The following is a 14,476-nucleotide window of genomic DNA, read 5'->3' on the forward strand; positions in this document are numbered from 1 at the left end:
TTTTCAGTTAAGAGAGATGATCAAACTTTGTAGTAACGCTCGGCACGTTTCTGTGCGCGTTCTGCAGCTTCTTTGGGTGTTTTGGCACCACTAGCAGCTTCAGCCACCATGTTGACCACAATGAAGTCGGCGCCTGCACCGGCAGATGCGTAGCCCAACTTGCCTGCATAGCCAGCGGGACGCATGTTTTTGACAGGGTCGCGGTAGGCTGTGTGCTTGGGATCAGATGTCCAGATGGCACCTTTGGTGTAGGCGTCAAGTGGTGGTGCAATGTAGCCGCCGGCCGCTGTCTGCCATGGATCGAACTGTTCTTTTTCCATCATGAAGCGCAAGAACTCTTTGGCTGCATTGGGGTACTTGGTGTACTTCATGATCATTTGGTTGAAGAACAAGTGTGACTCGGTAGGCGTGCCAACGGGGCCAACAGGGTAGGGTGCGTGCTGCACGTCTGCATTCAATGCGCGCACTTTTTCATCGGGCGATGTTTTGGTGGCGTAGTAAATGGAGATGCCGTTGTTGGTCAAGCTGATTTGGCCATCCAAAAACGCTTTGTTGTTGTTGGGGTCGAGCCATGACAGCGTGCCAGGAATGAAGGTGGCATACATCTCTTTGGCGTATTCCAAGGCCTTGAGAGTTTCGGGGCTGTCAATGACCACCTTGTTGTTGGCGTCAACCAATTTGCCACCAAAAGCCCAAATGAGCCAGTTGCACCAGAGGCCGTCGCCTGTGGCATTGCCTAAGGCGAAGCCAGCAGGTGTGCCGTTCTCTTTCAGCTTCTTGAGCAATTTCAAGAAATCGTCTGTGTTTTTGGGGAAGGTGTCAAAGCCAGCCGCTTTGACTTGGCTTTGGCGATAAACCAACATGGCGCCTGCAGCACCCAGTGGTACACCAATCCATTTTTTGCCATCGGGCTTGAGGTATGCGTGGCAAGCTGGGAAGAAGCCGCCGTATTTCTTGCCCAAGTATTCACACAAGTCTGTGACGTCCAGCAATTTTTCTGGGTAGAGGTTGGCGTCGTCGTTGGTGGACAAAATGATGTCGGGGCCAGCGCCGGTGTTGGCAGCCACAGCAGCCTTGGGGCGAACGTCTTCCCAACCTTCGTTGTCAACGCGAACTTCAACGCCGGTGAGTTCTGTGAACTTCTTGACGTTGGCCATGTAGGCGTCAATGTCGCCTTGCACGAAACGGCTCCATCGCAAGACGCGCAGCTTGGCACCTTTTTCTGGCTTGAAGCTGAGGTTTTGCGCTTGGACTGCTGGGCTGACCGCCATAGCGCCCATGCCCAGTGTGGTGGAAGCTGCCGCTACGCCGGCTGAGCTTTCCAGAAAGTCGCGTCGATTCAGTTTTGTCATGAAATGTCTCCTGTTTGAGTGGGTTAGCGACGAGAAAGAAACGAAATTAAATGCTGATGGTTTGTTCAAGCAACCAAACGCATGCCGGTTGAGGCATCAAATACGTGGGCGCGGTCCATGTCGGGTTGCAAATTGATGGTGCTGCCCAATTGGAATTCGTGGCGCTCGCGGAACACCGCTGAAAACTCCACGCCCTCGTGGCGGCAGGCCACAAAGGTGTCCATGCCGGTGGGCTCCATCACGGCCACGTGCGCTGTAATGCCGCCACTGTCGACCAAAGTCAGGTGTTCGGGGCGCGTACCAAAAACAACGGGCTGGCCATTCTGACCCTTCACAGGGTGGGGCAAATTGAGTTTGAGGCCGTCATGCAGTTCAACTTGGCATTGGCCGCCATTGACCAGCAATTTGCCAGGCAAGAAGTTCATGGCAGGTGAGCCGATGAAGCCCGCGACAAATTGGTTGGCAGGGAAGTCGTAAAGCTCGAGGGGTGAGCCAGTTTGTTCAATGCGGCCGTCGCGCATCACCACAATTTGATCGCCCATGGTCATGGCTTCAATTTGATCGTGTGTGACGTAGATGGACGTGGTTTGCAAGCGCTGGTGCAATTCTTTGATTTCGCTGCGCATGGCAACGCGCAGTTTGGCATCCAGATTGGACAAGGGCTCGTCAAACAAAAACACTTGGGGGTCGCGAACAATGGCGCGGCCCATGGCCACGCGTTGGCGTTGGCCACCTGAGAGTTGACGGGGGTAGCGATCGAGCAAAGCGCCAAGGGCCAGAATGTCGGCAGCCCTTGCAACCTTTTGGTCGATTTCGGCTTGGGGGCGTTTGGCCAAAGTGAGCGAGAAGGCCATGTTCTCGCCAACCGTCATGTGGGGGTAAAGCGCATAGTTTTGGAACACCATGGCGATGTCACGCGCTTTGGGGGGCAGGTCGTTAACGCGGTTGTTGCCAATGAGGATTTCGCCGCCACTGACTTCTTCCAAGCCCGCTATCATGCGAAGCAATGTGGACTTGCCGCAACCGGAGGGGCCCACCAGCACAGTGAACGAGCCGTCCTTGATTTCAATGTCGACGCCGTGAAGGATGGGAACTTCGCCAAAATTCTTTTTGACGGATCGGATCGATACACTGGCCATTAGAAAATCCCTAGATAAAGCATGCAGGCAAACGACTGAGCAAATTCAATTCACTCAAACTGATTTGCAGTATCACACTCTTGGTGGTAATTTCTTATCCAAGCTAACCCTAATTGGTCTGACCAAATGGCCGCTGAAACCAAATCACAAAACAGACAGGTACTTACCCCATGAGCGAGCAACTGAAACCCCTCCTTACAAGCCTGAGCCTGAGTCTGGCCAATGCCATCGTCAACGAATGCTTGGCCATTCGGCAGCGCGAAAACTTGTTGCCCTTGTCGGTGGCGGTGTTGGATGCCGGCGGGCAGCTGGTGGCGTTTCAAAGAGAGGATGGCTGCGGCATTCTCCGATATGACATTGCATTCGGTAAAGCTTGGGCGGCCTTGGGCATGGGCATGTCCACGCGTTTAATCCGCGACCGCTTGGCCAATCGGCCTGCATTCCAGGGGGCATTGGCCGCCGCGTCCGACGGCCGTTTTATTCCCGTGCCAGGGGGTGTCCTCATCTTGAATGCCCAATCGGCCGTGATTGGCGCGGTGGGTGTCAGTGGCGATGCCTCTGATCGCGATGAGTACTGCGCCATCGAGGCGATTCATTTTGTAGGGCTTGGGTGTGAGCCTACGTCATACCAGTCCGAATGGCGGAACGCTGGCTTGTAAGCGCAGACGGGATGCACTTATGATGCTCCCACAAGAGGGTTGGCGCACAGGTGCTGACCTGCAACAAGCCTGATTCAAGGGAGACAAAGTGGTTCATTTTCTTCACGTCAAACGTCGCGCATTGTTTGCCGCCGTCGCATGCTTGGGCTTTGCAGCCGCAGCCCCCTTCAGCGCTTTGGCGCAAACCAACTTTCCCACCAAAACCATTCGGTTGATCGTGCCATTCCCTGCGGGCGGACCGACCGACATCTTTGCTCGCCAATATGCGATTGGTTTGTCGCGGGTGCTGAACCAAAGCGTCATTGTGGACAACAAGGCCGGCGCCAGCGGTGCCATTGGTTCATTGGAAGTGAAGAGAAGTCAACCCGACGGCCATACCTTGCTGTTTGGAACGGCTTCTAACTTAGCGCTCTACAACTTGATGGCCCTAAAGCCTCAATACGATTATTTGAAAGACTTCACCACGGTGGCTGTGGTGGGTGGTTCTGCTGTGGTGATCATGTCGAACAAAGAGTCACCTCAAACACTCAAGGCCTTGATTGATCAAGCCAAAGCCAATCCCACCAAGTTCAGATACGGCTCGCCAGGGCAGGGCACTTACCTGCACCTGTCGATGGAGCGTTTCTTATTGGAATCGGGCGCCAAAATTGAGCACATTCCCTACAAGGGCAGCGGACAGGCCAAGCCTGCGTTGCTGGGCGGACAAACCGAAACCATGGTGGACGCTCTGGGTTCAGCCTTGCCCTTGCACCAAGGCGGACAAGCCAAAATTTTGGCCATTGCTGCCAACAAACGTTCCAGCTTGGCACCTGATGTGCCCACCGTGAACGAAGCCTTGGGCATCAAAGGTTTTGAGGCGGTGTTGTGGAACGGCATTGCTGCGCCTGCTGGCACGCCCAAAGCCGTGATCGACATTTTGGCCGCCGCCACCGCCAAGGTTCTGAAAGATCCTGGCTTGGTGGAGCAACTGAAACAGTTGGCCATGGAGCCCACCGACTCCACACCCGAATCGGCCACGGAGTACATCAAAGAAGAGATGATGCGCTGGAAGCCTGTCATTGAAAAAACAGGCTTGCGGATTGAATAATGAGTGCGCCTCGCATCGCACTCATTCATGCCACACCCTTGGCCATTCAACCGGTCAACACTTCTTTCCAAAAGCTTTGGCCTGAAGCCAAGTTGCAAAATATTTTGGACGACAGTTTGTCGCGAGACCTTGCGGCAGTTGGGCATTTGACGGCAGACATGGTCGAGCGTTTCATCGATCTGACGCAATACGCCAAGCGTGTCGGCTGCCAAGGTATTTTGTTCACTTGCTCTGCGTTTGGTGAAGCCATTGAAGCTGCCGCCGTTGCCACAGGCATTCCCACACTGAAGCCCAATGAGGCCATGTTTGAGGAAGCCATGCAAGTTGCTCAAAAAGCCAAACCTCATTCAGAAGACGCCTTGAACATCGGCTTGGTGGCCACGTTTGCGGCATCAATAGATTCCATGCGCGAAGAGTTCATGGCCATGACCGCGCACCTGAATCGAGTTGTGAATTTGCATGGTGTGCATGTGCCGCTGGCCATGGAAGCTTTGGCCAAAGGCCAAGCGCAAGAGCACGATCAACGCATTGCCGTGGGCATTGAAAACATGCCCACGTGTGATGTCATCATGCTGGCACAATTTTCAATGGCCGCTGCGCAATCTCTCGCGCAAACCAAAACCAGTGCCCCAGTGTTGACCAGTCCTGACTGTGCTGTGATCGCACTCCAACAACGGATGAAAAATGTCTGAATTCAGAGTCAGTTTCTCCCAGCTTGAATCGTTCATCACGCAAGCCATGGTGTCATTGGGCTTGCCTCCAGAAGATGCGAAAACGGTGGGCCATTTGATGGCCGAAGCCGACATGCAAGGCTCGGACGGCCACGGTGTGATTCGCTTGGTGCCTTATGCCAAACGCATCTTGGCGGGCGGCATGAATTTAAAGCCCAACATTCGTGTGGTGCAAGAACGAACGGCCATGGCCTTGATCGATGGCGACAATGGCATGGGCCATTTGGTCATGAAGCGTGCTACTGAATTGGCCATTCAAAAAGCAAAAAGCTCCGGCATCGCTTGGGTGGGCAGTCGCCTTAGCAACCATGCAGGCCCAGCTTCCCTGTACGCACGCATGGCTTTGCAACACGACATGATCGGTTTGTATTTTGCGGTGGGCAATGCCAATCACTTGCCACCCTGGGGCGGCTTGGACATGTTGTTGTCGACCAATCCGATTGCTGCGGCCATTCCCAGTGGCAAGGAAGTTCCCATTGTGCTCGACATGGCCACCACGGTGGCGGCTTACGGCAAAGTCAAAGCCAAAGCGCAGCGCGGAGAAATGATGCCTGAAGGTTGGATGATTGACCGCCAAGGCAAGCCCTTACTGGATCCAACCAAAAGCGACGAAGGTTTCTTGTTGCCCATAGGCGGCTACAAAGGTTATGGTTTGTCGTTGGTGGTGGGCATTTTGGCGGGCACCTTGAATGGTGCTGCGATGGGCAGTCAGGTGATTGACTTCAACAAAGATTTCGTCAGCACCACCAACACGGGTCAGGCCATTGCCGTGATTGACCCTGCGGCTTTTGGCGACATTGATGACTTCAAACAAAACATCGACCGACTCATTCAAGAACTGCGCACTGCAGAGCGCATGCCGGGTGTGGATCGAATTTGGTTGCCAGGCGAGCAAAGCCATCACAAACGCCTGGACCATGAAACGCATGGCGTTGTGTTGGCACCCGGCTTGGTGAAACAACTGAACGAGTTGGCAGCAGAACGTCAAATCGCACCGCTTCAATTTTTATAGCCCACTCCAAAAGGCCTTGTCATGACCGCAACTTCATTTTTCATTTCGACCCCTTTACTGCGGACCTCTGCGCGCCAACTGGGCACCGCTTTGGTGGGCATCGCTTTTTTGCTGAGCGCTTCAGTTCAAGCGCAAACAGGCAACTATCCGCAAAAGCCCATCAAGTTGATCGTGCCTTTGGCTGCAGGCAGTGCGGTGGACAATGCGGCGCGCATCGTCATGCAAAAAGTGGCGACCAACATGGGGACGGGCATTGCCATTGAAAATCAAGCGGGTGCGGCAGGTTTGATTGGTGCCGACAGGGTGGCCAAGTCGGTCCCAGATGGTTACACCTTGGGCGGCTTCAACGACAGCATCATGACCATGCTGCCCAACTTGCAGGCCAAAATGCCTTGGGACATTCAAAAAGATTTTGAACCTATTTCTTTGGTGGCCACCGTCGAGTGGGGCGTGGTGGTGCCCGCTGATTCCGCCATTCGCACTGCTGCAGACTTGATTGCAGCGGCCAAAAAATCACCAGGCCAGCTCAACTATGGTTCAGGTGGCAATGGCAGCCCGCAACACATTGCCATGGCTTTGTTTGCTTCGCAAGCAGGCGTTCAACTGACGCATGTGCCTTACAAAGGCGCGACGCAAGCCGCTGTGGGTGTGGCGGGTCATGAAGTCCAAGTTGCGTTTCAAGGTATTGCAACGGTCAGTTCTTTGATCAAGGCCGGCAAGTTGCGCTTGATTGCCGTTACCACGCCCAAGCGATTGCCGCAATTTCCCGATGTGCCCACAGTGTCTGAGTCTGGCTTGAGTGGTTTTGAGTTCAATTCTTGGTACGCCATGATGGCGCCTGCAGGCACACCCAAACCCATCCTGCAAAAATTGCATGCTGAAATTGTGAAAGCCATTTCAGATCCAGCGATCAAGGAGCAGCTGTTTGGCTTGGGTTTGAGCCCCAAAGGCACCAGCCCAGACGAATTGGCCGCTGATTTGAAAGTTCAGTTTGCCAAATACGGCAACCTGATCAAGCAGGCCAACATCACGGCCGATTGATGGCCTCCCAAGCGATCATGACAAACTCACAAGAGCCACTGGCCACAGGTCAAGCCGTCAGACGATTCAAGGATCCTGCTTATGTTGAATTGGCACCCAATTTACAGACGCTACGCGATGAAATTGACGATTTAGACCGTCAGATTGTGGCCTTGATGGCCGCCAGATCTTTGCGAGTTCGCGATGCCACGCGGTTTAAAAAAGACGCATTTCAGGTGGCTGCCCCTGCCAGACAAGCCGAGGTGTTCAAAAAAGTGCGAAACTTAGCCTCTGAGCATGCAGACAACTTTCCGGGATTTGAGGACATTGTTGAATCTGCATACCGAAGCCTGGTCGCTGGATTCATTGCGGCTGAGCAAACCTTGTTCTCGCAAACGGAAGAAGTGACACCATGAAGTTTTTGTCTAGAAGTTGGCTCATTGGCATGGCCTTTGGGCTCATGTGCTCTGCGGTATTGGCGCAAGCCAACTGGCCTGCGCGCCCCATTAAATTGGTTGTGCCTTATGGCCCTGGCTCTTCGCCCGATGTCATTGCGCGCATCATTTCTGAAAAACTTGCAACGCGTTTGGGTCAGCCCGTCATCATCGACAACCGAGTTGGCGCGGGTGGCAACACGGGTACCGGCGCTGTGGCCAAAGCAGCAGGTGATGGCTATACCTTTGTGATCAGTACCAACGGCCCTTTGGTTTACAACACCGTGCTGTACAAGAAGCTCAGCTACGACCCCTTCACAGAATTGCGCCCCGTTATTTTGGCCGGTGGCCAATCCAATGTTTGCGCTGTGCGAAGTGATACGGGCATCAACACCCTGACAGATTTGGTCAATGCCATGCGCAGCAAACCGGGCCAGTTCAACTTTTCCTCCACAGGCATCGGCAGTTTGTCGCAGCTGGGTGTGGAATTGTTGAAGGTCAAGACCGACACCTTTGCCGTGCACATTCCTTATGTTTCTTCGCCCTTGGCCATCATGGCCGTGTTGCAAGGTGATGTGCAGTTTGCATGCGTGCCTGCCGTTGCGGTGTTGCCCCAAGTGAAGGCCGGCAAAATGCGTGCTTTGGCGGTCTCTACGGCCAAACGCAGTCAATTCTTGCCGGATGTGCCCACCATGAAAGAAGCCGGTTTTACGGGCATTGAAAACGTGGCATGGATGGCCGTCATGGCGCCGGCCACGACGCCATCAGACATCGTGCAACGCGTGAACCAGGAAATCAATGCCATCTTGGCCATGCCCGACGTCAAAGAAAAACTCTATGGCCAGTACATGGAGCCCATTGGCGGCACAGAGTCAGAGTTGAAAAGCTTCATGCTGCAAGAGCTGCGCGTGATGTCACCCGTGATCAAGCGCACAGGCGTCACCATTGATTAAGAAGCCAATGGCGCTTTGGACCGAGCCTGCCAGGCAACTGCCTGTTTATGGCAGCTTTGATGTGGTGGTGGTGGGCGGTGGGCCTGCTGGCATTGCGGCCAGTTGGAGCGCAGCCAAGCATGGCGCCAAGGTGCTGTTGATTGAGCGCTATGGTTTTTTGGGTGGCATGGGCACCGCCGGTGGTGTGACCAATTTTGCAGGCCTGTATGGCATTCGCCAAGGCCAAATGCAGCAAGTGGTTCACGGTGTGGTGGACGAGATCTTTGATCGGCTTTCTGCTGCAGACGGTTTGAACGATCCCCAAGACGGCATGCAAGGCCGCATTCGCGTCAGGTCCTACGACATGTCGGCCTACAAATGTGTGGCCGATCAAATGCTGCGTGATGTGGGCGTGGAAATTTTGTTTCACGCATGGGCCGCGCAAGTCCACGTCGAAGACGGCCGCATTCAAGCTTTGTTTGTTGAAACCAAATCGGGTCGGCAAACTGTGCTGGCCAAATCCTTCATCGATTGTTCGGGCGATGCCGATGTGGCCGCTTTCGCTGGTGTGACCTTTGAAGTGGGTGATGGGCTGGGCAGCGGCCTGTATCCCACTACCATGTTTCGCATTGCGCATGTCAATTCGGAACAAGCCTTGGCCGCTGTGGGTGAGTTTCAGGCCATCAATTTGCTGATGAAAAAGGTCCAAGCTGAAAAGCCAGGACAGTATCAATTTCCGCGTGAGGGCGCTATTTTGCGGCCTCAAAAAAATCCAAGTGAATGGCGCGCCAATGTGACGCAAATTGCGCAGCCCAATGGCATGGCCATGGACGCTACCGATGCGCGTCAACTCAGTCAAGGTGAGTTGGAAGGTCGTCAGCAAGTGGGGGAATTTTTCAAATTTCTTAAAAATGAAGTGCCAGGATTTGCCAAAGCGCAAATTACAGAAATTGCCCCCCAAGTGGGCATTCGTGAAAGTCGTCGCATTCAAGGCGTTTATGCCTTAACAGGTCACGACATCGTTACGTGTGCCTCGTTTGAGGATGCCATAGGCGTGAATGCTTGGCCCATGGAAATGCATGCGCAGGGCAAAATTGAATGGCGTTTTCCAGAGAAGCCTGTGGGTCCCCACCAACGGCTCTACAACCAACTGCCTTGGCGCATGTTGGTACCGCAAGGCATTCACAATTTGTTGGTGTCAGGGCGATGTGCTTCCATGACCCATGAAGGTCAATCGGCGGCCCGTGTCAGCGGGGGCTGCTTTGTCATGGGGCAAGCTGCTGGCACTGCAGCCGCCCATTTGAATCAAGGCGAAAGTTATTCAGACATCTCGGTGCAAGCGCTGCAACAGCGCTTGCTTACGGACGGGTGCTATTTAGGCTAGTTTTTTAAACAGGCCCAACTTGTACAGATCGAAATGGCTGGCATTGGGCAACACCGTTTTCACATCCGTTTGGCTGACACCAAACCAGTTGGCGAGTTCTGCGCCCAATTGGTCAACTGAGGTGCTGGGCAACAAGCGACCGCTGCCAACTTGCTCGTTGTGGGTCAGGCCAATTTCGGGGGCCGTGCCCAAAAACTGACCACCGGCAACAGCGCCGCCTATTACAAAGTGATGGCTGCCCCAACCATGGTCTGAGCCGTCGCCATTGGAAGCCAGGGTCCTGCCAAAATCGGAGGCGGTGAATGCAGTGACCTGAGCGTCTTTGCCCATGCTGATCATGGCGTCGTCAAACTCTTTCATGGCCGAGCTGAGCTTTTGCAGCAAGGCGGGGTGTTGCGCCGGTAAGAAGTCGTGCAGGTCAAACCCGCCCATGCCCACCATGAAGACTTGGCGTTTCATGCCAAACGTTGCTTGCTGTTCAATCAAGCGCGCCACCATTTTGAGTTGGGCCGACAAGGTGTTGCTGGCGGCGCTTGGAAACAAGGCATTCAAGGCGGCGCTGGGGTTGGCGCCAATGGCCGCCACAATGCCGTCGTAGGTGTCGAGTGCACGTTTAGCAACGACGTTGTACTCGCTGCCCATGGGGGTGGCACTGCTTTGCGTCATCAATGTTTGCAAAGCTGTGGCGCATGCCGCCGATGAGAACAGCGATTTACCTTTGATGGCATTGACCGTGGTGGCACCCGTGGCACTCATTTGATATGAGATGGCGCTTTGACCTGACAGGAAGAGGGCGTTGCCATTGACCGAGACGCAGGTGAGCGAAGAGCGGTTGTTATTGCTCATGATCAAGTCGGCCGCCCGGCCGCCCCAGCCCGTGGCAGCGCCTTCGGTTTGGAAGGACGATTGCCAATAGGCCTGCTGGTCATTGTGTGAGAACAATTTGGGCGGCAAGGGCACCGACTTGTTGTCGTATTGCTGCCGCGTGGTGGGCACAATCAGGGGCCCCACGTTCATCAAAATGCTGGCACGCTTGCTGTCAAACAATGTTTTCAGGGCGGTCATCTCTGGATTCAGGGCCATTTGTCTGCCGCCACTCAAACTGGGGCTGAGGGCCGTGGCACTCAATGCATCGCGACCAATGGCAATGCCGTCGTAAATGGTGCCCGCCACAGGCGTACCTTTGCGAATGTTGAAGTAGTTGGTGTGGGTGGCCAAGTCGTAGGGGATGACCGTGTTGTAGTGGTCATTGGCACCGTACAAAAAGATGCACACCAAGGCCTTGTAGTCGTTGGCGGATTGGGCGGCTGCATCGGCCATCAGGCCTAGGCTGGTGGCCATCGGAATGGACACCCGTTGCAGTGCCAGCGCGGTACTGCGCTTCAAAAGCGTTCTGCGGCTGATCGATTGCGAGTCGTGTTGTGTCATGGTCGATCCTTACCTTTGAATCAGGAAGTCAGTGCTGCTCATGACCAGCAAAATGGCGGCGTAGATGCGGTTGAGCAAGCCTGTGTCTGTGGCCGTGGCGATGGTGTTCAAAGCGGAAACAATCAATCCTTGATTGGCCGTCGTCAGCGCACCGGATGCCAAGCAAAGGTTCAAATGATTGACCAAGGCCGTGGCGTCGGCGGCAATGGTTTTTTCGTAGGTGTAATCGGCTTTGATGTTACGCGCATTGTTGACAGTGCCAGCCATGTAGTTCACGTAACTGACCACAGTGGGCTCGGTCAAAATTTGGAATTCGGGCGCGACCAAATTTTGAGAAGCCAACTGGGTGTTGGGCGGCACGTAGCCAGGACGGAAATAATTGAAGACCGTTGGCGATCGCATGGGCATTTGACCCAGCGTGGTGTCGGAGTCGGTGTAGCCCAAGGTCCAAGCCCCATCGGTCGAGGTCGCTTGGAATGTGTGACCCCATTGCAGCAATCGAACCATGGGCTCGGAAAGCTTGCCGTAGGTGGCCAAGCCTGTGGTTTGGCGTGCTTCTGTGTCAAGCAGAATGGCGGCCCAAACGGCTTTCATGTCGCCTCGAACGCCTTTGCCGTTGTCTAGAAAAACTTGGGCGACGCGCGCCACATAAGCGGGACTGGGATTGCTGGTGACCAGTCGTTGAATCAATTGTTTGCAAACAAAGGGCGCCGTGTTGGGATGCTGAAACAAGGTGTCCAATGCAATCTTGAGACTTGGAATGCCCAAGGTGCCGGCCGGAATGGTGGTCCCCAAAAACTTTTTTTCTTCGGGGCTGTGCAGACTGGCATTGAGTGCCATGGGCAAACCGTGGCGATAGGCGGCCGCTGCCAATTCGCCTGCCGGGTCGGTGCCTGTGGCCGTGTTCCAGCCCGTGAAGACCCGGGCCAAGCCTTGGATGTCGGTGTTGTCGTAGGTCTCGATGGGCTTGCCAGTGGCATCTAATTTCAAGGTGCCATCGATGTTCAGTTGGTACAACCCAATGGTGAACAATTGCATCACTTCACGTGCATAGTTTTCGTCGGGCGAGCGACCTGTTTTGGCATCGTACTTTTGATTGCCCTTCATGTTCAGGTAAGTGCCCATGGCCGACGACAAGGTGACGGCCTCTAGCAAATTCCTGAAGTTGCCCAATGCATGGGTTTCCAAAGTTTCCCAGTAGTTGGCAATGACAAAGTTGCGCCAAGAGATGGGCAAACCTACATGCGACACGACAAACAATTCCGACAGGGCCAGTGTTGCCCTTTGCCGAAATAAATCGGGCGCGCTGAAAAGCTTCCACCACATCATTTGAACCCAACCGCCGTCGCCATTGACGTTGCTGTTGTTGGTGCTGTCGTTGAAGCCCTTGGTGATCAACCAACGGGTCATGTTGTTGCTCAGCGGCTGGTTCATCTGACCGTTTAGCCAAACAGCAGGGCCAATGGCGGCCACATCTTTGATTTCAGAAGCGGTGCCGCCCCAACTTGCTTGGCGCAAGAATCTAGACGCATCAATTTGAGCGGCCGTGTTAAGAGGTGAAGTGACAGGGGGTGTGGTGTTGCTCCCTGTTCCGGTGCCCGTGCTAGGGCTACTAGGGTCAGGCACCGCAGAGGGGCTACTGCTTCCACCGCCGCCGCAAGCTGTGAGCATTGCAGAAGATGCCAATGCGGCCAGGCCCACCTCAGTTTTGAAGATCGGCTCGTCCATCCTAGACTCGGTCATGCCTGATTACCCCGAAATGTTGGAGAATTGCAGTCTATTCTGTTTTAATTTCATTTCAACAACATGAGCGACACAAACTCACGCCCCGAACTACCGGACCATTTGTCCATTGATGCCCGCAGTCCTTTTTATGTGGCTGCTGTTTTTGAGCACGACATTGGCATCCGCTTCAATGGCAAAGAACGCCACGATGTGGAGGAATATTGCATCAGCGAAGGCTGGGTCAAAGTGCCTTCCGGTAAGACGCTTGATCGCAAGGGTAATCCCTTGCTTTTGAAGCTCAAAGGCAAAGTCGAAGCCTATTACGTCTGAATCTTTTCGCTTATTTCGGTCCAGACCCTTGAAATAGAACGCAAAGGGTGACAGACTGTCCGGCCCTAGGAGAATTGCCATGCCCGCTTTATTGCCCAACATCGACCCCGATGGTTTGCTCGAGTTTTCTGTGGTTTACACAGACCGTGCACTGAACCACATGTCCCAACGCTTTCAAGGCGTGATGAAAGACATTTCATCGATCTTGAAAGATGTCTACAAGGCTCATTCGGTGGTTTTGGTGCCTGGCAGTGGCACCTTTGGCATGGAAGCTGTGGCGCGCCAATTTGCGCATGGCCAAAAAGTCATGGTCATTCGCAATGGTTGGTTCAGCTACCGTTGGACGCAGATTTTTGACATGGGTTCTATTCCTGCTGAATCTGTCATTTTGAAAGCCAAGCAACTGTCTTCAGACACCAAGTCGGCATGGTCGCCTTGCCCCATTGAAGAAGTTGAAGCACAAATTGCGCGTGAAAAGCCTGCTGTGGTGTTTGCACCTCACGTGGAAACCGCTGCCGGCATGATGCTGCCAGACGATTACCTCACACGCGTCGCCAATGCCGTGCACGCGGTAGGTGGCTTGTTTGTGTTGGATTGCATTGCGTCCGGTGCCATGTGGGTAGACATGAAAGCCACCGGCGTTGACATCTTGATCAGCGCGCCGCAAAAGGGCTGGAGCGGCTCACCTTGCTGTGCCATGGTGATGCTCAGTGAACGTGCGCGCAAAGCGATTGATGCCACACAAAGCTCTAGCTTTGCTTGTGATTTGAAGAAGTGGCTGAACATCATGGAAGTCTATGAAGCCGGCACGCACATGTACCACACCACCATGCCCACCGATGCATTGGCGCAGTTGCGTGAAGTCATGAAGGAAACGCAAGCCTACGGTTTTGACAAAGTCAAACAAGAACAGTTGGTGTTGGGCAACCAAGTTCGTGCACTGTTGGTATCGCGTGGTTTTAAAAGTGTGGCTGCTACAGGGTTTCAAGCACCTGGTGTGGTGGTCAGTTACACCCAAGATGCCGACATTCACAACAGCAAAAAGTTTTTAGCCTTGGGCCTTCAAACAGCAGCAGGCGTGCCTTTGCAATGTGACGAACCCAAAGACTTCATGACTTTCCGCATCGGTTTGTTCGGCCTTGAAAAACTGCACAACCCAGCTCGCAGCGTGCAACATTTGGCTGCCGCATTGGACGAGATGGGCTACGTTGCAGTGAAAGCGCCCGAACCAGCGATGGCGTAA

Annotated in this window: 14 protein-coding genes; 10 read left to right on the forward strand and 4 right to left on the reverse strand. The window is 54.1% G+C overall.

All coding sequences use genetic code 11. From position 1 onward, the window contains the following. Positions 1-20: 20 nt before the first annotated feature. Entirely contained in the window at positions 21-1,352 is a 1,332-nt protein-coding gene (locus L103DPR2_RS08210) for an ABC transporter substrate-binding protein (RefSeq protein ID WP_055360635.1), read from the reverse strand. Positions 1,353-1,417: 65 nt separating this feature from the next. Beyond that, the gene (locus L103DPR2_RS08215; protein WP_055360637.1) at positions 1,418-2,491 is read right to left on the reverse strand and encodes an ABC transporter ATP-binding protein; all 1,074 of its coding nucleotides are present in this window, start codon (positions 2,489-2,491) and stop codon (positions 1,418-1,420) included. Positions 2,492-2,661: 170 nt separating this feature from the next. On the opposite strand from L103DPR2_RS08215, the gene L103DPR2_RS08220 reads away from it, so the two are divergent. The 8 genes from L103DPR2_RS08220 (at position 2,662) to L103DPR2_RS08255 (ending at position 9,750) form a co-directional block, all read left to right on the forward strand. Then, positions 2,662-3,150, forward strand: coding sequence for a GlcG/HbpS family heme-binding protein (locus L103DPR2_RS08220; RefSeq protein ID WP_055360639.1), 489 nt, complete (start codon positions 2,662-2,664; stop codon positions 3,148-3,150). Positions 3,151-3,238: 88 nt separating this feature from the next. Then, complete coding sequence (locus L103DPR2_RS08225; protein ID WP_055360641.1) at positions 3,239-4,237, forward strand: Bug family tripartite tricarboxylate transporter substrate binding protein; 999 nt, start codon at positions 3,239-3,241, stop codon at positions 4,235-4,237. Beyond that, entirely contained in the window at positions 4,237-4,929 is a 693-nt protein-coding gene (locus tag L103DPR2_RS08230) for an aspartate/glutamate racemase family protein (protein ID WP_055360642.1), read from the forward strand. Before L103DPR2_RS08225 ends, L103DPR2_RS08230 begins: the two co-directional genes overlap by 1 nt. Then, positions 4,922-5,980 (forward strand): Ldh family oxidoreductase, encoded by a 1,059-nt coding sequence (locus tag L103DPR2_RS08235; RefSeq protein WP_055360644.1) that lies wholly within the window; start codon positions 4,922-4,924, stop codon positions 5,978-5,980. Before L103DPR2_RS08230 ends, L103DPR2_RS08235 begins: the two co-directional genes overlap by 8 nt. 21 nt (positions 5,981-6,001) lie before the next feature. Next, complete coding sequence (locus tag L103DPR2_RS08240) at positions 6,002-7,021, forward strand: Bug family tripartite tricarboxylate transporter substrate binding protein (protein ID WP_082466766.1); 1,020 nt, start codon at positions 6,002-6,004, stop codon at positions 7,019-7,021. A gap of 17 nt (positions 7,022-7,038) precedes the next feature. Further along, positions 7,039-7,416 carry a chorismate mutase gene (locus tag L103DPR2_RS08245; protein ID WP_231717607.1) on the forward strand — a complete coding sequence of 126 codons (378 nt, stop codon included), beginning with the start codon at positions 7,039-7,041 and terminating at the stop codon, positions 7,414-7,416. Then, positions 7,413-8,387 (forward strand): Bug family tripartite tricarboxylate transporter substrate binding protein, encoded by a 975-nt coding sequence (locus L103DPR2_RS08250; RefSeq protein WP_231717608.1) that lies wholly within the window; start codon positions 7,413-7,415, stop codon positions 8,385-8,387. Before L103DPR2_RS08245 ends, L103DPR2_RS08250 begins: the two co-directional genes overlap by 4 nt. A 7-nt stretch (positions 8,388-8,394) precedes the next feature. Further along, complete coding sequence (locus L103DPR2_RS08255) at positions 8,395-9,750, forward strand: FAD-dependent oxidoreductase (RefSeq protein ID WP_055360647.1); 1,356 nt, start codon at positions 8,395-8,397, stop codon at positions 9,748-9,750. Here the strand turns inward: L103DPR2_RS08255 and L103DPR2_RS08260 are convergent. Further along, a complete protein-coding gene (locus L103DPR2_RS08260; RefSeq protein WP_055360648.1) occupies positions 9,742-11,178 on the reverse strand; it encodes a DUF1501 domain-containing protein in 1,437 nt (478 codons plus the stop codon). The genes L103DPR2_RS08255 and L103DPR2_RS08260 overlap by 9 nt on opposite strands. A 9-nt stretch (positions 11,179-11,187) precedes the next feature. Then, complete coding sequence (locus tag L103DPR2_RS08265) at positions 11,188-12,921, reverse strand: DUF1800 domain-containing protein (RefSeq protein WP_197274855.1); 1,734 nt, start codon at positions 12,919-12,921, stop codon at positions 11,188-11,190. Positions 12,922-12,984: 63 nt separating this feature from the next. Between L103DPR2_RS08265 and L103DPR2_RS08270 the strand changes: the two genes are divergently transcribed. After that, the gene (locus tag L103DPR2_RS08270) at positions 12,985-13,233 is read left to right on the forward strand and encodes a DUF3297 family protein (protein ID WP_055360650.1); all 249 of its coding nucleotides are present in this window, start codon (positions 12,985-12,987) and stop codon (positions 13,231-13,233) included. A gap of 79 nt (positions 13,234-13,312) precedes the next feature. Beyond that, entirely contained in the window at positions 13,313-14,476 is a 1,164-nt protein-coding gene (locus L103DPR2_RS08275) for an aminotransferase class V-fold PLP-dependent enzyme (protein WP_055360651.1), read from the forward strand.

Source organism: Limnohabitans sp. 103DPR2 (assembly GCF_001412575.1).
Lineage (GTDB): Bacteria > Pseudomonadota > Gammaproteobacteria > Burkholderiales > Burkholderiaceae_C > Limnohabitans_A.

Excerpts from the sequence above, each read along its gene's own strand:
- L103DPR2_RS08240 (WP_082466766.1), top strand. The coding sequence starts at position 6,002 with ATGACCGCAACTTCATTTTTCATTTCGACCCCTTTACTGCGGACCTCT.
- L103DPR2_RS08210 (WP_055360635.1), bottom strand. The coding sequence starts at position 1,352 with ATGACAAAACTGAATCGACGCGACTTTCTGGAAAGCTCAGCCGGCGTA.
- L103DPR2_RS08250 (WP_231717608.1), top strand. The coding sequence starts at position 7,413 with ATGAAGTTTTTGTCTAGAAGTTGGCTCATTGGCATGGCCTTTGGGCTC.
- L103DPR2_RS08270 (WP_055360650.1), top strand. The coding sequence starts at position 12,985 with ATGAGCGACACAAACTCACGCCCCGAACTACCGGACCATTTGTCCATT.
- L103DPR2_RS08230 (WP_055360642.1), top strand. The coding sequence starts at position 4,237 with ATGAGTGCGCCTCGCATCGCACTCATTCATGCCACACCCTTGGCCATT.
- L103DPR2_RS08275 (WP_055360651.1), top strand. The coding sequence starts at position 13,313 with ATGCCCGCTTTATTGCCCAACATCGACCCCGATGGTTTGCTCGAGTTT.
- L103DPR2_RS08220 (WP_055360639.1), top strand. The coding sequence starts at position 2,662 with ATGAGCGAGCAACTGAAACCCCTCCTTACAAGCCTGAGCCTGAGTCTG.
- L103DPR2_RS08260 (WP_055360648.1), bottom strand. The coding sequence starts at position 11,178 with ATGACACAACACGACTCGCAATCGATCAGCCGCAGAACGCTTTTGAAG.
- L103DPR2_RS08235 (WP_055360644.1), top strand. The coding sequence starts at position 4,922 with ATGTCTGAATTCAGAGTCAGTTTCTCCCAGCTTGAATCGTTCATCACG.
- L103DPR2_RS08215 (WP_055360637.1), bottom strand. The coding sequence starts at position 2,491 with ATGGCCAGTGTATCGATCCGATCCGTCAAAAAGAATTTTGGCGAAGTT.
- L103DPR2_RS08255 (WP_055360647.1), top strand. The coding sequence starts at position 8,395 with ATGGCGCTTTGGACCGAGCCTGCCAGGCAACTGCCTGTTTATGGCAGC.
- L103DPR2_RS08245 (WP_231717607.1), top strand. The coding sequence starts at position 7,039 with ATGACAAACTCACAAGAGCCACTGGCCACAGGTCAAGCCGTCAGACGA.
- L103DPR2_RS08265 (WP_197274855.1), bottom strand. The coding sequence starts at position 12,921 with ATGACCGAGTCTAGGATGGACGAGCCGATCTTCAAAACTGAGGTGGGC.